The following is a 17192-nucleotide window of genomic DNA, read 5'->3' on the forward strand; positions in this document are numbered from 1 at the left end:
CCACCGCCAGGAGGAACGCACGATGACCCAGAAGCAGACCATCCTCGGCCGCGTCAGCCAGCTCGCCAAGGCCAACATCAACGCCCTCCTCGACCGCGCCGAGGACCCCGAGAAGATGCTCGACCAACTCGTCCGGGACTACACCAACTCCATCGCCGAGGCGGAGGAGGCCGTCGCGCAGACGATCGCCCACGTGCGCATGGCCGAGGGCGACCTCAAGGCCGACCAGGAGGCCGCGACCGAGTGGGGCAACAAGGCGGCCGCCGCGGCCAAGAAGGCCGATGAGCTGACCGCCGCCGGCGACACCGCGGGCGCCGACAAGTTCACCAACCTCGCCCGCGTGGCGCTCCAGCGCCAGATCCAGCACGAGGGCGAGGCCAAGGAGGCCGAGCCGACGATCGCCGCGCAGAACGCGCAGGTCGAGCAGCTCAAGTCCGGGCTCGTGACGATGAAGACCAAGCTCGAGGACCTCAAGGCGCGCCGCTCGGCCCTCGTCGCCCGCGCGCGCTCCGCGGAGGCGCAGTCGCGCGTCCAGGAGGCCATCGGGTCGATGGACGTCATGGACCCGACGAGCGAGCTGGGTCGCTTCGAGGAGCGGATCCGTCAGCAGGAGGCTCTCGTCACGGGCCGCACCGAGGCCCAGGCGGCGACGCTCGAGGACCAGTTCGCCGAGCTCGAGGACCACAGCCAGGACGCGGAGATCGAGGCGCGCCTGGCCGCGCTGCGGCAGCAGGGCTGACCACGTGAGGATCCCCGCTGCGTAGAGCGTCACGCTCGTGCGCGGCGGGGATCCGCTGACCGGCTCCGGTCAGGTGGGCCGGCTCACGGACGCGGCGCGTGGACGACCTGCTGGGCGTCGGTCAGGCCCTTGTCGATGAGCAGCTCGACCGCGTCCGCGGCGTCGTCGACGAGGAAGGGCAGCTCCTTGCGCTCCGTCGCCGAGAAGTCCTTGAGCACGTAGGCAGCGGCGTCCATCCGCCCCGGCGGGCGACCGATGCCCACGCGCACGCGCAGGTAGTCCTTCGTCCCGAAGGAGCTGGTGATCGAGCGCAGTCCGTTGTGCCCCCCTTCGCCACCGCCGAGCTTGAGCCGCACCTCGCCGAAGGGGATGTCGAGCTCGTCGTGCACGACGATCGTGCGCTCCGGGGGGACGGAGAAGAAGCTCGCCAGGCCCTTGGTCGGGCCACCGGAGAGGTTCATGTACGAGCTCGGGATGCCGATGATCGCCCGGGTCGAGCCCAGCCGCACCGACTCGGCCGCCGCGCCCGCCTTGTGCGTGCGCAGGCGGGCCCCGGCCCGCTGTGCGAGGTGGTCGATGACCATCGCGCCGACGTTGTGCCGGTTGCCGGCGTACTGGGGTCCGGGGTTGCCGAGACCGACGACGAGCCAGGTGTCATCACTCACGAGGCCACACCCTATGCAATGACCAAGGGGGCCCCGTCGCCTCGTCGTCCACAGACAGCCACCGCCCGCCCTGCGAGATCCCGGCTCCCCCACCATGATCGGACCATGGCTCCCGACCTGCAGCACCCCACCGACCCGCTGACCCCGGACGAGATCGACGGTGAGACCCGGCGCCTCCGCCTGCGTCTGGCCACCGCCCGCCGGCGCGTCGAGCACACCGCCCCGGCCGACGACGCAGAGACCGAGCACATCGCCCGGTGCGCGAGCGACCTCGACCACGCGGACTCCCAGCTCGACCTCGTCGAGGCCACCGTGGCGACCGACCCGTCAGCGGCGACCTGGGCACTGCTGTCCGCGATGGGGACGATCGACCGCGTCATCGAGCACCTGCCGACATCGCCCACGGACCACCAGCTGCTCGCGCAGCGCCAACCGCACTCGCCCGAGATCCGCCTCGGGGCGCTGGTCACCGAGAGCCGGCCGGGCGAGAGCCGCGCGGAGGCGGTGCTCTACGCGCTCTTCCGCGGGGTCGGGTGGGTGCTCGGCGGCGTCCTGTCACGCGGCATCGGTGGCGGCGGACGCTACTAGCCGCAGGACCCCCAGCACGCCGAAGGGCGGTGCCCCCGTGGGGAGGCACCGCCCTTCTGCAGTGGTTGCGCGAGGTCGCGCGGTGGGTCACTCCTGCTCGGAGGACTCCTCGCCACCCTCGGCGGCCGCGGACTCGCCCTCGGCGGCCTCGTCCTCGGGGGCGTCGTGCTCGATGCCGGCCTCGGCCTCGGCCTCGGCGAGCTCGGCCTCGAGCTCCTCGGCGGAGATCTGCTGGGTGATGTTGACGACGAGCAGCTCCGGGTCGGAGACGAGCGTCGAACCGGCCGGCATCTCGACCTGGCCGGCGAGGATCTGGGTGCCGACCTCGAGGCCCTCGACGGAGACGACGAGCGCCTCGGGCAGGTTGGTGACGTCGGCCTCGATCTCGAGGGTCGCGTTGTCGACCGTGACGACGGTCTCCGGGGCGGCGTCGCCCTCGACCTGGACGGGGACCTCGACGGTGACCTTCTCGCCGCGCTTGACGATGACGAGGTCGACGTGCTCGATGATCGGCTTGATCGGGTCGCGCTGGACGTCCTTGGCCAGGGCCAGCTGGTCCGACTCGCCCTCGACGGCGATGGTGAGCAGGGCGTTGGGGTTCTTCAGCGCCTGGAAGGTGTCGTGGAAGGGCAGCGCGAGGTGGATCGGGGCCTCGCCGTGGCCGTAGAGGACCGCGGGGACCTTGTCGGCGCGGCGCAGCTTGCGGGCCGCACCCTTGCCAAACTCGGTGCGCTTGTCGGACACCAGGCGGATCTCGTCGCTGGACATGTGTTGCTCCTTGCTCGTGGGGGGGGTGCCCGCGCGGGGAGCGGGCGAGTCTGACGGCGGTGGCCTCGACGTGGGACGCGGCGCGGACGGATGTCGACGCGCAGGCACAGGACCCACGGACGGCACCGCGTCGATCACGGATCGCTGCGACCGTGCAGCGTCCCTCGCCGAGGCAACCCGTGGATACTAGTGGACCCGCGCGGGCTGGGCCAAGTCGGTCTCCTCGTCGCGGCCGAGGAGCGCGGTGTCGACGTCGTCGGTCGGCAGCGGCCCGCCGGCGACCTCCCTTTCGCCGAGCTTGACCGCGATGACGCCGGCGAGGACCGCGAGGCCACCGGCCGCCTGCACCGGCGACATCGCCTCGCCGACGACCAGCCAGGCGAAGACGATCGCGAAGAGGACCTCGCTCAGCCCGACGAAGGATGCCACGGTCCCGCCGAGCAGACGTGCAGCGGCGATGCCGCTGGCGTACGCGAGTGCTCCGGCGACGACGGCGAGCTCGACGATCGCCACCCACCAAGGGGCGGACCAGCCGGCGAGGTCGACGCTCGAGGTGGTGGCCTCCATCGGCAGCACGCCGAGGGCGGTGACGACGAGCAGCCCCACGGCGCCGACCGCCAGCCCTCCCCCGGCGAAGCTGATGGGGGGCAATGACTCGTCCTCGTCGGCTGCGACGAGGAAGAAGACGACCAAGCCGATGGCTGCGAGCAGGCCCCATGCGACCCCGACGACGTCGAGGCGGGCGCCCGAGGTCACGTCGAGCACGAGGACGAGACCGATGATCGCGGCGCCCACGCCAGCGGTCGTCAGCCGCGACGGCCGGCGGCCGTGCCGGGCCCATACCCACCCGACGATGAGCACAGGGGCCAGGTACTCGAGGAGCAGCGCGACGCCGACGGACAGCCGGTCGACGGCCATGAAGTAGGCGAACTGGCAGCCGGCGACCGCGAAGATCCCGTAGGCGATGATCCGACCGATGTTGCGCCGTAGCAGGTGCCAGTGGCCGTGCATGGCCAGAGCGGCCGGGACGAGCATGACGAGGGCGGCGCCGGTGATGCGCGCCGTGACGATCGCGCCGGGGCTCCAGCCGCTGGCGAGCAGCGCCTGGCCGAAGGTCCCCGACGAGCCGAAGGTCGCCGCGGACGCGAGCGCCACGAGCAGCCCGACGACGGGGGTGCGCTGCGGGGTGAGGTCGGCGGCCGCCACGGCTGCTCCTGACGTCATGGGTGAAGTAGCCTGATGCCGATGACGCTAGACCCGATCGACGTCAGGAGTCAATGTGGTCTTTGCCCATGACACGGATGTGGCGCTGCAGACCGCCGCCGCACTGGTCAACACCGCGGTCGGGGCCTTCCCCGACGACGAGGGCGACACCCTGGAGACGACCGACCAACTGCGCGACTTCTACGTCGGGTGGGCGTGGACGGGGCGCTTCGACGGCGACTCCGCCGAGCTCGGGCAGGTGCGGGCCCTGCGCCCCCGACTGCGCGCGGTGTGGGCGGCAGCGGACGACGACGAGGCCACGGTGGCGCTCGTCAACGACCTGCTCCGCACCGGCGAGGCACTCCCCCAGCTCGTCGACCACGACGACTACGGCTGGCACATCCACGCGACCGGCGCCGACGCGCCCTTCGCCCAGCGGATGCAGGTCGAGGCGGCGATGGCCCTCGTCGACGTCATCCGCGCCGGCGAGCTCTCCCGACTGCGGGTCTGCGCCGCCGACGACTGCGACGACGTGCTCGTCGACCTCTCGCGCAACCGGTCCAGGCGCTACTGCGACGGCGGCTGCGGCAACCGCTTGGCGGCCGCCGCCTACCGCTCGCGGCGCTCCTGACGACGAGAGCGGCCGGCGCAAGGAGTCTGCGCCGGGCCGCTCTCGTGGTGGGTCAGTTGAAGAGGCTGGTGACCGACCCGTCCTCGAAGACCTCGCGGATGGCGCGGGAGACGAGCGGCGCGATCGACAGGACCGTCAGGTCGTCGAACTTCTGCTCCTCCGTGAGGGGCAGCGTGTCGGTGACGATGACCTCCTCGGCGGCACAGGCCTGCATCCGCTCGACCGCCGGCCCGGAGAAGATGGCGTGCGTCGCGGCGATGATGACACCGGCGGCCCCGTCCTCCATGAGCGCGTCGGCGGCCTTGGTGATCGTGCCCGCGGTGTCGATCATGTCGTCGACGAGCACGCACCAGCGGCCCTCGACCTCACCGACGACGCGGTTGGCGACCGACTCGTTGGGCCGGTCGATGTTGCGCGTCTTGTGGATGAAGGCCAGCGGCACGCCGCCGAGCTGGCGGGACCACTGCTCGGCGACCTTGATCCGGCCGGCGTCCGGGGAGACGACGGCGAGCTTGCGGTCGCCGTACTTCTCCTTGACGTACTCGGCGAGGATCGGTCGGGCCATGAGGTGGTCGACGGGGCCGTCGAAGAAGCCCTGGATCTGGTCGGTGTGCAGGTCGACCGCGATGAGCCGGTCGGCACCGGCCGTCTTGAAGAGGTCGGCCATGAGGCGGGCCGAGATCGGCTCGCGCCCGCGGTGCTTCTTGTCCTGGCGGGCGTAGCCGTAGAAGGGCTGCACGACGGTGATCCGCTTGGCGCTGGCGCGCTTGAGCGCGTCGACCATGAGCAGCTGCTCCATGATCGCCTCGTTGATCGGAGTGCTGTGGCTCTGCAGGACGAAGGCGTCGCACCCACGCACCGACTCCTCGTAGCGCACGTAGATCTCGCCGTTGGCGAACTCGTAGGCGCTCGACGGCACGAGGTCGGTGCCGAGCTCGCGGGCGACCGCGTCGGCCAGCTCGGGGTGCGTGCGCCCCGTGAAGACCATGAGGTTCTTCTCGGTCGTCTTGTTGATGCCGGTCACTGGGAGTCCTCGCTGCTGTCGGGGGTGGCGGACGAAGGGGGTGTGGCCGCAGCCCGGGCGGCCGCCTCGGTGGGCGTACCGGCACGATGCGCCGCGACCCAGCCGTCGATGTTGCGCTGGCGGCCGCGGGCGATGCCGAGCTGGCCGGGGCCGACCGCGTCGGTCAGGGCGGAGCCGGCGGCGACGTAGGCACCGTCGGCCACCTCGACCGGCGCGACGAGCACGGTGTCTGAGCCGACGAAGGAGTGCTTGCCGATGACGGTCTGGTGCTTGTTGACCCCGTCGTAGTTGGCGAAGATCGTGCCGGCGCCGATGTTGGCCCCCTCGCCGATGATCGCGTCACCTGCGTAGGTGAGGTGCGGGACCTTGGCCCCGTCGCCGATCTTGGCGTTCTTCGTCTCGACGAAGCCGCCGATCTTCCCCTTCGCCCCGAGCTCGGTCCCGGGACGCAGGTAGGAGAAGGGCCCGACCGTGGCGCCGGCGCCGACGACGGCGAGGTGGCCCTCGGCCCGCTTGACCTCGGCGCCGTCCCCGACCTCGCAGTCGGTGAGGGTGACGTCGGGGCCGATCGTCGCCTCGGCACCGATGGTCGTCGCGCCGAGCAGCTGGGTGCCGGGGAGGATGCGGGTGTCCTGGCCGATGGTGACGTCGACGTCGATCCACGTCGAGTCGGGGTCGACGATCGTCACGCCGGCGCGCATGTGGCGCTCGAGGACCCGCTGGTTGAGCACCTTGCCCAGGCCGGCGAGCTGGACGCGGTCGTTGACGCCCTCGGTCTGCCAGAGGTCGTCGAGCACGTGGGCGGCGACGGTGCCGCCGGCGGCGCGGGCCAGCTCGAGCACGTCCGTGAGGTACTTCTCGCCCTGCGCGTTGTCCGTCGTGACGTTGGCGAGCTCGCGGCGGAGCACGGCGGCGTCGAAGGCGTAGATGCCGGAGTTGATCTCGCGGATCTCCCGCTCCGCCTCGCTCGCGTCCTTGAACTCGACGATGCGCTCGACGTTGCCCGCGGCGTCGCGGACGATCCGGCCATAGGCCTTGGCGTCCTCGAGCACCGAGGTGACGACGGTGACCGCGGCCTGTGCCTGCGTGTGCGCGCGGGTCAGCTCGCTGATCGTCTCCGCCGACAGGAGTGGCACGTCACCCATGGTGACGACGATCGTGCCGGTGAGGTCCGCGGGCAGGGCCTCGAGGCCGCACTCGACGGCCCGGCCGGTGCCCTTGACCTCGTCCTGGTCGGCGGTGCGGCACGGGATCTGCCACCGCTCGCCGTAGGCGGCGATGAAGTCGGCGACCCGGTCGCGCTGGTGGCGGATGACGACGACGGTCTCGCTGGCCCCGGCACCGGCGGCCGCGCGCATCGCGTGGCCTAGGAGCGGAGCTCCGCCGATCGGGTGCAGGACCTTGGGGAGGGTCGACTTCATCCGGGTTCCCTCGCCGGCGGCGAGGATGATGACTGCGTCTGGACGGACGTCGTTCACGCGGTTGATCTCCGAGGTGTCGGGGGCGCGGCCGGCCGACTGGGCCGCCTCGCCACTCTAGCGGCCGACCGTCGCCGGGATCGACCGAGCCGGGGTCAGAGCAGCTCGCGCCGCCCCCGGGTCGGCGAGTACTGCGGCGACCGACCGCGCGCCGGGCCGACCTCGTCGCCCTCGACGACGACCTCGCGGTCACCGGCGTCATGCGTACGGGCGTCTGGGTGCGGGGTGGGCAGCAGCCTCCACGCGGCTGAGACGTCAGTCGAGCTCCTCGTCGATCGCCTCGCCCGTGACGTCGTGGGCGCGGAAGCTCGCGAGGTGGGCACCACCGAGCGGGTCACCGGTCCATCGCACGAGGTCCCAGCCCTCCCCCGGCCGGCCGTCGAGCAGGACGAGGCCGGTGTTGTTGATCCACCGACCTTCGATGTCGTCGGCGTCCAGCTCCGCCGCGAGCGTGGCGAAGACGCGGATCGCCGCGCCGTGGCTGAAGAGCGCGACGGTGTCGTCGCGACCGTGCGCCCCGGCGATCGAGCGCACCGCGCCGTCGAAGCGCGCCATGAAGTCGTGGCCGGTCGTCCCGCCCGGCACCGCGTGGTCGAGGTCGCGGTGCAGCCACGCGGCCAGCCCACCGAGGTAGCCCTCGACGGCCACCTGGTCGGCACGCATCTCGAAGTCGCCGGCGGCGATCTCCTCGAGCCCCTCGCGCACCCGCACCTCGAGCGAGCGCTCCTGCGCCAGTGGCGCCCCCGTCAGCTGGGTGCGCACGAGCGGCGAGGCGTAGACCGCGCTGACGTCCTCGTCGGCGAGTGCTGCAGGCACCGCCGCCGCCTGGCGCTGGCCGAGCTCGGTCAGGCCGGCTCCTGGGTAGGCGGTGTCGAGCGCGCCGGTGACGTTGTGAGGGGTCTGTCCGTGCCGGATGAGGAGGAGTCGCACCCCTGAAGGCTACGCAGCGGCGCGCGGACGCCGGACCGCCCCGTCCGGTGGACGAGGGCGGTCTGGTCGGATGGGCGGCGCTGGGCTCAGCGCACCATGCAGGGCCGCTTCGGGTCGAAGGTCCACCCGGGGACGAAGGCCTGCATGGCGACGGCGTCGTCGCGCGACCCGAGCCCGTGCTCCTGGTACAGCGCGTGCGCCTGGGCGAGCCGGTCCCGGTCGATCGTCAGGCCCAGCACGACGTGACGCTCCCGATCGACGCCCTCGCCGACTTCGTCGAGGTCACGTCGCCGCCCCCCGCGGCCGGCACCGATCAGTCCCGCCGCTTCACCTCGTCCACCCCGACGACCCAGGCATGGCTGCGGGAGGGGCGGCTGTACCGGCCGCCGCGACGCTCCTGGTACTCCTGGAGCACCGCGAAGCCGTCCGGCGAGACATCAGCGCCGGGCGAGAGACCGTCATCGGTCTCGGCAACGAGCTCGGCCGTGCGCGTGTCGACGATGCGGAAGGAGCTCTCCGCCGCATCGCTGAAGAGCTTGTCGGTCGGCAGGAAGAAGACGATGAGCCGACCCCGTGGGTCATTGGTCGCGATGCGATAGCCCTCGGGCACCTCGACGTCCCCGACGGCCTCGTCCTCGAGGGCATCGCGCAGGGTGAGGGTGTCGCCGGCGCGCGAGATCTCGAAGCGGTCGTGGACGACCGACCGCCCGTCGGGCACCTCCTGCGACCGCTCCACCGGCGGCACGTCCACGGTGACGACGCGGTCGCCGTCGAGCAGCCGCACGCCGTCGTCGCACCGCACGACCGGTGTCGCCTCGGCGGCGAGGCGGCCCCCGGAGTCCCCGGGGTTGTCCAGGCGCGCGCCGGGGCACGACGTGCGCGCCAGCTCCTCCCCCGAGCGAAGGGAGGCCACCGTCACCACGTCGCCCGCCCGGTGGATCGCCTCGTCCTCGCGCACGAGGACGCGCCCACGGGGCGCGTCCTGCCAGGTGCGCGCCACCTTGCCGGTGTCGAGGTCGAGCGCCTGCGTCGTCTCCTCGTCGGGGGTGATGAGGGCATAACGCTGCTCCGGCAGACCGCCGGGGTAGAGAGTCGCCAGGTCGACGTCGCAGCCGACCTCGGTGTCGTGGCTCCAGGCGACGCTCGCGTCCTCGAGCACCACCCCGGAGACGACGAGGCGGCCGCCGGTGACGTCCTCGCCGAGGCGGGCGCCACCTCCCGGTGACATGCACGAGACCACCGCGACGTGCCGGGTCGACATCCCGACGATCTCGGCCTCGTCCCCGGGCCGGGCGGCCTTGTCGCCGTGGGCGACGAGCAGGTCGGTGGCCCGTGCCTCGACCTCGCCGTCCGCACGCTCGACCCGGACGTCACCACCGAGGGTCGAGACGAGGGCGCCGTCGGAGGTGAGCGTGCCGTCGCCGTAGAAGCGCGACCCGCCCCACCGCTCACCCGTCGGCGCGTGCTCCACCCACTCACCGTCCTCGTCGCCGTACGTGAACCACCCGTTGGGCCCGATGCGCACGCTGTGGGACCGCTCGGACGTGTAGTAGTGGACCCGGCCGTCGACGCTCCCGCCGCCGCCGATGGCTCCGGGTAGGACGACGCCGACGAGGAAGGCGACGATCGCCAGGGCGGCGAGCACCGCGAGGGTGAGCTTGGTGGCGTCGGCGGCCTTGCTCGGGGTGCTCACCGGGCCCCCTTCGGCACCGCGACCCACAGCCGTGTGCCCTCGATGTCCTCGTCGTCGGCCTCGACGAGGATCACGCCGTCGGGCGAGGTGTCGGCGCCGGCCCGCATGACGCCATTGGTCGTCACGACCATCTCCCCAGTGCGGGTGTCGAAGGCCCGGTAGGCACCTCGGGGCCGCTCGCCTCTCGTGTCGAACTCGGTGAAGGTGATGAGCCGGCCCACGGGGCCGAAGCCGCCGAGCTTCATGCCCTCGGGCACGTCGAGCACGCCGATCTCCTTGTCCTGCAGGCCGTCCCACAGGGTCACTTGGTCGCCGTCACGCTGGAGCAGGTGGCGACCGTGGGCGACCTGCTGCCCGTCGGGCAGCTCCTCGCCCGTGTCCACCGGCGGGGCGTCGATCTCGACGAAGTCGTCGTCCTCGACGACGTGGACGCGGTCGCGGCAGGTGACGAAGGGGGTGACCTCCGGCGACAGCTGCTGGGTGATCTCGTCGGGTCGTCCCGGGGAGGCCCACGGGCACTCCACCCGGGCGAGCTCCTCGCCGGTGCGCAGGGACCGCCATCCGACGGTGTCGTCGCTCTCGTTCACGAGCGCCTTGTCACCGCTGATGACGATGTCGCTCCGGGGAAGGCCCGAGCGCTCGAGCACGACCTTGCCCGTCGCGACGTCGATGACGAGGAGGTGCTCCTCGCTCGGCACCAGGAGGGCGTACTGCTGTGCGGGCAGGGTGCGGGGCTTGCTCAGCGGCCGAGCGTCGGGCCCGCACTCGATCCCGACGTCCTTGACCCAGTCGATCGAGGCGTCCTCGAGGGAGAGACCGGCGAGCACGGCCTTGCCACCCTCGACCTCCTCGGTGAGACGTGAGGGCGACGGGGCCACGCAGATCGTGACGACGACCTGCTCCTCGCCGAGGGCGACGGTCTGCACGTCCTCACCACCCCACAGGTCGTCCTCCCCGAGCTCGTCGGCGATCTCCTTCGTCGTCCGCGAGCTCGTCGACCCCTCACGCTGCACGAGCACCTTGGCATCGCCCGGCTGCACGACGACCCCGTCCTGCGAGATCGACATCTGCGAGTCGAGCTCGCCGATCGTCCACGACTCGCCGGTGTGCACGTTGCGGGCGACGTAGTCGCCCCCGCCGCCGGGGTGGGTCAGCCACCCGTCGGGCCCGAGCTGGACCGACAGGTCCTCGCTGTCCCAGACGATGTTGCCCGAGACCTCCGGCGGGTCGAGGCGCCCGGTGAGCGCCCCGAGACCACCGGGTAGGAAGGAGACGACCCCTGCGGCAAACATCCCGACGAGGGCCAGCACGCCGACGACCTTGAGTGCGCGCGGCACCGCGCGGGAGGGCTGAGGGGAGAGGTCGTGGGGGGCGCTCACCGGCTCATTGTGGCCGATCGGCGTCGACCGATGGCTCCCCGGGTAGGAGTCGAACCTACGTCGCTAGTCCTGATTCAAAGTCAGGCGGGCCCTGCCGGCAGACCAACCGGGGAATGCCGCCGGAGCGGCACGGTCAGGGTAGTCGACGGGCTGCTCCGTGCCGTCACCGACAATGGGGGCATGAGCCAGCAGGACGAAGGGCGGCCGCCGCGCCGCCCGCGCATGACCGGTGCGGCACGGCGTGAGCAGCTCGTGAGCGTCGGGCGCGGACTCTTCGCGGCGAAGGGGGTCGACGGCACCTCCGTGGAGGAGATCGCTGGCGCGGCCGAGGTGTCCAAGCCGGTCGTGTACGAGCACTTCGGCGGCAAGGAGGGGCTCTACGCCGTGGTCGTCGACCGTGAGCTGAGCGTCCTCACCGAGGCCGTGACGACGGCGCTCACCGCGGGCGGCACCGACCGGCAGATCATCGAGCGAGCGGCTCTCGCGCTGCTCGACTACATCGAGGGCTCACCGGACGGCTTCCGCATCCTCGCGCGGGACGTCTCCGGCGAGGCCCCCAGCGGCACCTACTCCTCGCTGATCTCCGACGTCGCGACCCAGGTCGCCCACCTGCTCTCCGAGCCCTTCGAGCAGCGGGGATTCGACCCGACCACGGCGCCGATGTACGCCCAGATGCTCGTCGGTCTGGTCTCCCTCACGGGGCAGTGGTGGCTCGAGACCCGCCAGCCGGACAAGGAGTCCGTGGCCGCCCACCTCGTCAACCTCGCGTGGAACGGTCTCGACGGCCTCGAGCCCCACCCCACGCTGCACGGGCGGGGCTGACCTCCCTTCGCCCGTTCCTATCCACCCCGCTCGCCTGCACGTGCGGGGTGTATGGGAATGGCGCAGGTCAGGCCTGCTGGAGCTCGACCCTGTTCCCCACCGGGTCATCGGTGTGGAAGCGCCGCACCCCCGGGATCGCCTCGTCCCAGCGCACCTCTCCCCCGGCAGCCGTCACGGCCTCCGCCAGGGCGTCGACGTCGTCGACGAGGAAGCACGGGTGGGCCTTGCGCGCCGGAGTGAAGTCGGCCTCGACGCCGCAGTGCAGCTCCCGGTCCCCCGCCTGGAACCACGCTCCACCGCGGGCCGCGAGGACCCGCGGCTTGGGGATCTCCGGCATGCCGAGGAGGTCACCGTAGAAGGCCCGCAGCGCGTCCTCGCTGCCTGCGGGACAGGCGATCTGGACGTGGTGCAGCCCGAGGACGCTCACGCCTTGCGCCCGACGGCGAAGACGCGACGGAAGGCCAGGAGGACCCCGGCGGGGGTGCGCGGGTAGGCGGCCGTCAGCTTGTCGGCGTAGGCAGCGAGGAAGGCCTCGCGCTCGCCCTCGTCCTCGAGGACCTCGAGCATCGGCCGCAGACCGGTGCCGCTGACCCAGTCGAGCACCGGGTTGTCACTGGCCCCCTCGGGGTCGAGCACGTGCGTGTAGGTCGTCTCCCACGCGTCGACGGCGAGCCCGTGAGCCGTGAGCACCTGTAGGTAGGTCGACGGGTCGCCGGCGCCGAAGCGCTTGCTCGCCGCCTCGAGCTCGCCGCTGCGCGGGTGGTCGACCGCCGTCTCGCGCATGAGCGCGTGGGTCGGCGCGTCGTAGTTGCCCGGCACCTGCAGGGCAAACCAGCCGTCCGCGGCGAGGGCGTCGACCCAGGTCTCGATGAGGGGCAGGTGGCGTGGCACCCACTGCAGCGCAGCATTGCTGACGATGACGTCGGGCGCCGCGCCCAGGCTGGCGATGTCCCAGTCGGCGAGGTCGGCCTGGACCCACTCGACGCGCCCGTCGGTGTCGAGGGCGCGCGCCGCGTCGAGCATCTCGACGCTGCTGTCCACCCCGACGACCCTGGCCTGCGGCCAGCGCTCGGCGAGCGAGAGGGTCAGCGGGCCGTTGCCGCAGCCGAGGTCGACGACGAGCCCCGGCTCCTGCGCGTCGACGCGTGCCATGAGATCCACGAAGGGTCGGGAGCGTTCGCTCGAGAACTGGCCGTAGCGGGTCGGGTCCCAGGTCACCGTCATGTGTGCGTGCCTCCTCGGTCGGGTCCGTGCAGCCTAACCAACGACCATGCATATGTCTCGATATCAAGATTCACGACCGCAGGTATTCTTGACGGATGAGCAGCCGCCACGACCCGTCCGACGACGTCGACGCCATCGTCGAGGCCTGGCGCCGCGAGCGTCCCGACCTCGACGTCGAGCCGTTGCACGTCTTCTCACGCGTCTCCCGGCTGGCCCGGCTGCTCGACCTCGACCGCACGAGCGCCTTCGCCCGGCACGAGCTCGAGGGCTGGGAGTTCGACGTGCTCTCCGCGCTGCGCCGCGCCGGCGAGCCCTACCAGCTCTCCCCCGGCCGCCTGGTCCAGGAGACCCTCGTGACCTCGGGGACGATGACCAACCGCATCGACCGCCTCGCCACCAAGGGCTGGGTCGAGCGCCTCCCGTCGCCCACCGACCGTCGGGGCGTCATCGTCCGCCTGACGCAGGGAGGCCAAGCGGCGGTCGACGCCGCGATGGCCGACCTGCTGGCCCGGGAGGGCGAGCTCCTCGACGACATGTCGGCCGACGAGCGGGCCGCGCTCACCCGCGCGCTCAAGCGGCTGCTCGCCCCCTTCGAGGCCTGACCTCAGCCGACGAGCTCGGCGCACTCCAGCCACTCGAGCTCGAGCATCTCCTTGTCCTCCGCGAGCTCGCCGAGCGTCGCGTTGAGCTCCGCCAACCGCGTGTGGTCGTGCACCGACTCGGCCATCTCGTGGTGCAGCGACTCCTCCCGCGCGGCGATCTTGGCCAGCTGCTTCTCGATCCGCGCCATCGCCTTGCGCGCCTCGCGCTGGGCAGCCGGGTCCACGGTCGGCTCCCCCGGGGACGAAGGGGGCGCCGCCGCCCCCTTCGTCGGGGTCGGCCGCGTCGGCTGGGCCGCGCGCAGCCGCAGGTACTCGTCGACGCCACCGGGCACGTGCCGCAGGCGCCCGTCGAGGATCGCGTACTGCTGGTCGGTGATGCGCTCGAGCAGGTACCGGTCGTGGGAGATGACGATGAGCGTGCCCGGCCACGAGTCGAGCAGGTCCTCCATCGCGGCGAGCATGTCGGAGTCGACGTCATTGGTCGGCTCACCCAGCAGCTAGATGGCAGATGCAAGAGGAGCACCTGTCTGTCATGGAGACTCGACTACCCACCCGACCACCGGCTTCCGAGATCAAGGCTCTCATATACACGCGAGCCTCGATGGATCGTCACTACCTCATGCGCTCGACCGACGATCAGGAGACGGACTGCCGCGCCTGGTGCGCGCAGCAGACGTGGAATGTCGGCAGGGTCATCACCGATGCCAATCGATCTGCATCGAAGTGGCGCACCCGCGAGCGTGAGGGGTTCGAGGAGGCTCTCCACCTGATCGCCTCCAAGAAGTATGACGCGTTCGTGACGTGGGAGCCCTCCCGCGCCGGACGTGAGCTACTGGCGTACGTGCAACTGCGTGCGGCTTGTCAGGAAGCCGGTGTGCTCTACCTGACGAAGGGCCGGGTCTATGACTTTTCCCGCCATGACGACAGCTTCATGATGGGGCTGGAGTTCCTCACTGCGGAGAAGGACGCCGCGGTGATCCGGGACCGGCAGCTGCGCACTGTGCGGCTCAACGCGCAGAAGGGTCGCCCACACGGTCGGCTCCCCTACGGGTACCGCAGGGTGTATGACGAGCAGACGCGTGCGCTGGTTCGTCAGGAGATCGACCCGGGAAAGGCCTCGATCATCATCACGGCCGTCGATGAGATTCTGGACGGGGTCTCGATCAACAACATCGTGACTCGCCTGAATCGCGCGGGGGTGCCGACCCCGATGAAGCCGACGTCCGACCAGTCGCGAGGTTGGATGAGCTCAACCCTGCGCCAACTCATCAAGAGTCCAACGATTGCGGGCCTGCGCATGTATCAGGGCGAGGTCATCGGTGAAGCGGACTGGCCGGCGATCGTTCCGGTCGAAAAGTGGGAGAAGGTCAACCAGATCCTTGCGGACCGGGCTCGCCGTACTCGGTACGTGGAGGAAGGCAACCATAGTCACCCCAGGTGGCTGCTGTCATTCATTGCCAGGTGCGGCTTCTGTTCGCACCCCTTGGTGCGCATTCATGGTGCCGTGGATCGCAAGCGGACTGGGATGCCTCGAGACAACTACATCTGCGGGAAAGTGGGGTGCCGGAAGGTCAGTATCGACATTCCCTACACGGACGCTTACGTCACCGGCGCACTACTTGGTTGGCTGTCCAAGCCTGAGAGCCTAGCGGTCATTCTGGGCCCGGACGACAACTGGAACGAGCGGGTCCGCGAAGCCCAGGACCATGTCGCAGCACTGCGCAGGCGCCTCGCCGACGCAGCGGGCGAGTATGCACAGGGCCGGATCAGCATGACGATGCTGGCCGATGTCGAGGAACGCCTCAAGCCCGAGATCGAACGTGCCGCGAAAGCCGCCGTTCCCCCGGTCGCCGACAGGCAACTCCTCGCACTGATCCAGACGAAGGATCTGGATGCCGCATGGGAAGCTCTCGACCTGGTCGAGAAGCGCCGCATGCTCAAGATGCTGCTCGACATCCGGATCGAGAAGGCCAAGACCATGGGCGGCCGCTTTGATCCGGCACGGATCAAGATCACTCCTCGGTTCTCGGTTCCCGAGACATATCAATGGAGGCGACCAGAATCGTCCTGACCGCTGCGCCCTGACGGTCAGTCGGCGGTAGGAACGACGCGCCGAGCTCTCGCCCCAGCTCCTGGAGCCGCGAGAGCTCGGCGCTCGTCTGCTGAGCTGCGGTACTCATCGCAGTTCCCCGGTGCGCGGATCGGCGCCTGCGAAGAAGGCGTCCTCGGCGGCGCGGCGTTCGGCGACTCGTGCGGCGACGTACTCGACGAAGTCGGCATCGCGGTCGGCGACGAACACGTCCTCGACCGGGTCGGCGGGGTCCTCGCCGGGCCAGGTCGTCTGCCTGGTTGGCCGGTCGCGGTCCAGGCGGGTACCGGAGGCGGCGACCCATTCGCGCAGCCTGGCGCGGGCGTCGGCGAAGTCGCGATGCCACCCGAACGGGGCACTGCCGTTCTGCTCGGGGTGGTAGGCACACAGCCAGTGCAGATGCAGCGCTGAGAGCTCCCAGACGAGTTCGTCGTGGCGGTGCCAGAACGGTGGGATGACGCTGGCGGGCAGCCCGTAGGTGCGGCGTGTCGTCTCGACCCACCGGTTCAGGGCGTACCACTCCTTTTCGAGTTCGTCGGCGCGCAGCAGGTACCAGTTCACTGGGTGCGGCGGGCCGGGGTCCTCCTCGTCCTCGTCTTCGAGCATCCCCTCGTCGTCGAGGTCGAGCTCGTCCTCGGGCAGCTCCTCCACGGCGGGCTCACCGGGGGTCTCGTGGTCGCGGTCGTCGGTCATGATCGGGACTCCTCGGTGCTCACAGGCCCATGTCCGGCGACTGCCGGTCGGGCCGGTACTCGGGCGCGGCGAACGCGGCAGGCGTCTGCTGCTGCGCCACCTGCCGTTCCGGCTGCTCGGGAACACCGGAACCGGCGGACTGCTGGGCTGCGTCACGTTCGACGGTGGGTCGCTGGGCCTGTTCGCGGCGCGGGGTGCGGTCGACCTCGTAGGTGGTGCGGGCCATGTCGTGACCGAGCGCGGTCGCGACGAACCGCTGCTTCGTCTCGCCGGTGCTCTTGGACTGGTAGTCCTCCATGCGCCCCTCGGCGATGAAGAAGTCGTTCTTGGCGAGTTGCTTGTAGGCGCGCACGGCGACGCCCTTGTAGGCGACGAGGTCGTGGTAGGTGTTCGGCAGACGGGTGTAGGTGCCGTCGTCCTCGTAGTCCCAATGACGCTGCTCGACCTTCGCGTAGAACGCCGCTTTGCCCTTCTGAGTGGTGCCCAGCGTCGGCTCGGACTTGATGCGTCCCTTGAAGGACTCGCGGACATCCGCGCCCTGCTCGGGCTGGGTCTCGGGGCCGGTTCCTGGGTTCTCGTGCTCGGCCATCGTGCTGCTCCTGTCTTCCTGATGCGGCCACCTGTCGTGGCGGCCGTCGTGACAGGCAGGTGCACACGAGCTGTC

At 71.0% G+C, this 17192-nt stretch carries 20 protein-coding genes and 1 tRNA gene; 6 read left to right on the top strand and 15 right to left on the bottom strand.

Annotation, left to right across the window (positions count from 1 at the left end; translation table 11 throughout):
* Window positions 1–22 precede the first annotated feature (22 nt).
* Window positions 23–739 (top strand): PspA/IM30 family protein, encoded by a 717-nt coding sequence (locus AB4Y78_RS13480; RefSeq protein WP_441714494.1) that lies wholly within the window; start codon window positions 23–25, stop codon window positions 737–739.
* 83 nt (window positions 740–822) lie between these two features.
* Here AB4Y78_RS13480 and pth read toward each other — a convergent pair whose 3' ends face one another.
* On the bottom strand, window positions 823–1404 hold the full coding sequence (pth, locus tag AB4Y78_RS13485) for an aminoacyl-tRNA hydrolase (protein ID WP_441714496.1): 582 nt from the start codon (window positions 1402–1404) through the stop codon (window positions 823–825).
* A 105-nt stretch (window positions 1405–1509) separates the two neighbouring features.
* Here pth and AB4Y78_RS13490 point away from each other — a divergent pair, with 105 nt between their 5' ends.
* Window positions 1510–1992, top strand: a complete 483-nt coding sequence (locus AB4Y78_RS13490; RefSeq protein WP_441714498.1) for a hypothetical protein — start codon at window positions 1510–1512, stop codon at window positions 1990–1992.
* 87 nt (window positions 1993–2079) lie between these two features.
* On the opposite strand, the gene AB4Y78_RS13495 is transcribed toward AB4Y78_RS13490, so the two are convergent.
* Complete coding sequence (locus tag AB4Y78_RS13495; protein ID WP_441714500.1) at window positions 2080–2760, bottom strand: 50S ribosomal protein L25/general stress protein Ctc; 681 nt, start codon at window positions 2758–2760, stop codon at window positions 2080–2082.
* Window positions 2761–2946: 186 nt separating this feature from the next.
* Window positions 2947–3984: an EamA family transporter gene (locus tag AB4Y78_RS13500; RefSeq protein ID WP_441714502.1), complete on the bottom strand. Its 1038-nt coding sequence runs from the start codon at window positions 3982–3984 to the stop codon at window positions 2947–2949.
* 79 nt (window positions 3985–4063) lie between these two features.
* Here AB4Y78_RS13500 and AB4Y78_RS13505 point away from each other — a divergent pair, with 79 nt between their 5' ends.
* On the top strand, window positions 4064–4594 hold the full coding sequence (locus tag AB4Y78_RS13505; RefSeq protein WP_441714503.1) for a CGNR zinc finger domain-containing protein: 531 nt from the start codon (window positions 4064–4066) through the stop codon (window positions 4592–4594).
* A gap of 52 nt (window positions 4595–4646) precedes the next feature.
* On the opposite strand, the gene AB4Y78_RS13510 is transcribed toward AB4Y78_RS13505, so the two are convergent.
* The 7 genes from AB4Y78_RS13510 to AB4Y78_RS13540 all read right to left on the bottom strand — a co-directional run bounded on the left by AB4Y78_RS13510 (window position 4647) and on the right by AB4Y78_RS13540 (window position 11211).
* Complete coding sequence (locus tag AB4Y78_RS13510; protein ID WP_007923996.1) at window positions 4647–5618, bottom strand: ribose-phosphate diphosphokinase; 972 nt, start codon at window positions 5616–5618, stop codon at window positions 4647–4649.
* Window positions 5615–7096 (bottom strand): bifunctional UDP-N-acetylglucosamine diphosphorylase/glucosamine-1-phosphate N-acetyltransferase GlmU, encoded by a 1482-nt coding sequence (glmU, locus tag AB4Y78_RS13515; RefSeq protein WP_040880444.1) that lies wholly within the window; start codon window positions 7094–7096, stop codon window positions 5615–5617. The genes AB4Y78_RS13510 and glmU overlap by 4 nt, the downstream gene beginning before the upstream one ends.
* Before the next feature lie 255 nt (window positions 7097–7351).
* Window positions 7352–8026 carry a histidine phosphatase family protein gene (locus AB4Y78_RS13520; RefSeq protein ID WP_441737221.1) on the bottom strand — a complete coding sequence of 225 codons (675 nt, stop codon included), beginning with the start codon at window positions 8024–8026 and terminating at the stop codon, window positions 7352–7354.
* Window positions 8027–8112: 86 nt separating this feature from the next.
* Complete coding sequence (locus AB4Y78_RS13525; protein ID WP_311199091.1) at window positions 8113–8265, bottom strand: hypothetical protein; 153 nt, start codon at window positions 8263–8265, stop codon at window positions 8113–8115.
* A gap of 74 nt (window positions 8266–8339) precedes the next feature.
* The gene (locus AB4Y78_RS13530) at window positions 8340–9719 is read right to left on the bottom strand and encodes a hypothetical protein (protein WP_259909727.1); all 1380 of its coding nucleotides are present in this window, start codon (window positions 9717–9719) and stop codon (window positions 8340–8342) included.
* On the bottom strand, window positions 9716–11098 hold the full coding sequence (locus tag AB4Y78_RS13535) for a hypothetical protein (RefSeq protein ID WP_259909728.1): 1383 nt from the start codon (window positions 11096–11098) through the stop codon (window positions 9716–9718). Before AB4Y78_RS13535 ends, AB4Y78_RS13530 begins: the two co-directional genes overlap by 4 nt.
* A gap of 31 nt (window positions 11099–11129) precedes the next feature.
* Window positions 11130–11211, bottom strand: a tRNA-Gln gene (locus AB4Y78_RS13540).
* A gap of 109 nt (window positions 11212–11320) precedes the next feature.
* Between AB4Y78_RS13540 and AB4Y78_RS13545 the strand changes: the two genes are divergently transcribed.
* Window positions 11321–11920 (top strand): TetR/AcrR family transcriptional regulator, encoded by a 600-nt coding sequence (locus AB4Y78_RS13545; protein WP_259909750.1) that lies wholly within the window; start codon window positions 11321–11323, stop codon window positions 11918–11920.
* Window positions 11921–11987: 67 nt separating this feature from the next.
* Here AB4Y78_RS13545 and AB4Y78_RS13550 read toward each other — a convergent pair whose 3' ends face one another.
* Together AB4Y78_RS13550 and AB4Y78_RS13555 are read right to left on the bottom strand one after the other, a co-directional pair.
* Window positions 11988–12347 carry a VOC family protein gene (locus tag AB4Y78_RS13550; protein WP_128276932.1) on the bottom strand — a complete coding sequence of 120 codons (360 nt, stop codon included), beginning with the start codon at window positions 12345–12347 and terminating at the stop codon, window positions 11988–11990.
* The gene (locus AB4Y78_RS13555; RefSeq protein WP_259909729.1) at window positions 12344–13144 is read right to left on the bottom strand and encodes a methyltransferase domain-containing protein; all 801 of its coding nucleotides are present in this window, start codon (window positions 13142–13144) and stop codon (window positions 12344–12346) included. Before AB4Y78_RS13555 ends, AB4Y78_RS13550 begins: the two co-directional genes overlap by 4 nt.
* 95 nt (window positions 13145–13239) lie before the next feature.
* On the opposite strand from AB4Y78_RS13555, the gene AB4Y78_RS13560 reads away from it, so the two are divergent.
* Window positions 13240–13746, top strand: a complete 507-nt coding sequence (locus AB4Y78_RS13560; protein ID WP_007924016.1) for a MarR family winged helix-turn-helix transcriptional regulator — start codon at window positions 13240–13242, stop codon at window positions 13744–13746.
* Window positions 13747–13748: 2 nt separating this feature from the next.
* Here AB4Y78_RS13560 and AB4Y78_RS13565 read toward each other — a convergent pair whose 3' ends face one another.
* A complete protein-coding gene (locus AB4Y78_RS13565) occupies window positions 13749–14195 on the bottom strand; it encodes a hypothetical protein (protein ID WP_441714509.1) in 447 nt (148 codons plus the stop codon).
* A gap of 83 nt (window positions 14196–14278) precedes the next feature.
* Here AB4Y78_RS13565 and AB4Y78_RS13570 point away from each other — a divergent pair, with 83 nt between their 5' ends.
* On the top strand, window positions 14279–15817 hold the full coding sequence (locus AB4Y78_RS13570; RefSeq protein WP_006213383.1) for a recombinase family protein: 1539 nt from the start codon (window positions 14279–14281) through the stop codon (window positions 15815–15817).
* A 105-nt stretch (window positions 15818–15922) separates the two neighbouring features.
* Here the strand turns inward: AB4Y78_RS13570 and AB4Y78_RS13575 are convergent, their stop codons facing one another.
* Both AB4Y78_RS13575 and AB4Y78_RS13580 read right to left on the bottom strand, forming a co-directional pair.
* Window positions 15923–16528, bottom strand: a complete 606-nt coding sequence (locus tag AB4Y78_RS13575) for a hypothetical protein (RefSeq protein ID WP_006213382.1) — start codon at window positions 16526–16528, stop codon at window positions 15923–15925.
* A 19-nt stretch (window positions 16529–16547) separates the two neighbouring features.
* Entirely contained in the window at window positions 16548–17117 is a 570-nt protein-coding gene (locus tag AB4Y78_RS13580; RefSeq protein WP_006213381.1) for a single-stranded DNA-binding protein, read from the bottom strand.
* Window positions 17118–17192: the final 75 nt, after the last annotated feature.

Origin of the sequence: Janibacter sp. RAF52 (genome assembly GCF_052114035.1) — a bacterium.
GTDB classification, from domain to species: domain Bacteria; phylum Actinomycetota; class Actinomycetes; order Actinomycetales; family Dermatophilaceae; genus Janibacter; species Janibacter hoylei.

Bases quoted from the DNA above. Each gene is read 5' to 3' on its own strand.
- AB4Y78_RS13480 (WP_441714494.1), top strand. From the start codon at position 23: ATGACCCAGAAGCAGACCATCCTCGGCCGCGTCAGCCAGCTCGCCAAG.
- AB4Y78_RS13490 (WP_441714498.1), top strand. From the start codon at position 1,510: ATGGCTCCCGACCTGCAGCACCCCACCGACCCGCTGACCCCGGACGAG.
- AB4Y78_RS13495 (WP_441714500.1), bottom strand. From the start codon at position 2,760: ATGTCCAGCGACGAGATCCGCCTGGTGTCCGACAAGCGCACCGAGTTT.
- AB4Y78_RS13500 (WP_441714502.1), bottom strand. From the start codon at position 3,984: ATGACGTCAGGAGCAGCCGTGGCGGCCGCCGACCTCACCCCGCAGCGC.
- AB4Y78_RS13545 (WP_259909750.1), top strand. From the start codon at position 11,321: ATGACCGGTGCGGCACGGCGTGAGCAGCTCGTGAGCGTCGGGCGCGGA.
- AB4Y78_RS13555 (WP_259909729.1), bottom strand. From the start codon at position 13,144: ATGACGGTGACCTGGGACCCGACCCGCTACGGCCAGTTCTCGAGCGAA.
- AB4Y78_RS13560 (WP_007924016.1), top strand. From the start codon at position 13,240: ATGAGCAGCCGCCACGACCCGTCCGACGACGTCGACGCCATCGTCGAG.
- AB4Y78_RS13565 (WP_441714509.1), bottom strand. From the start codon at position 14,195: ATGGAGGACCTGCTCGACTCGTGGCCGGGCACGCTCATCGTCATCTCC.
- AB4Y78_RS13570 (WP_006213383.1), top strand. From the start codon at position 14,279: ATGGAGACTCGACTACCCACCCGACCACCGGCTTCCGAGATCAAGGCT.
- AB4Y78_RS13575 (WP_006213382.1), bottom strand. From the start codon at position 16,528: ATGACCGACGACCGCGACCACGAGACCCCCGGTGAGCCCGCCGTGGAG.
- AB4Y78_RS13580 (WP_006213381.1), bottom strand. From the start codon at position 17,117: ATGGCCGAGCACGAGAACCCAGGAACCGGCCCCGAGACCCAGCCCGAG.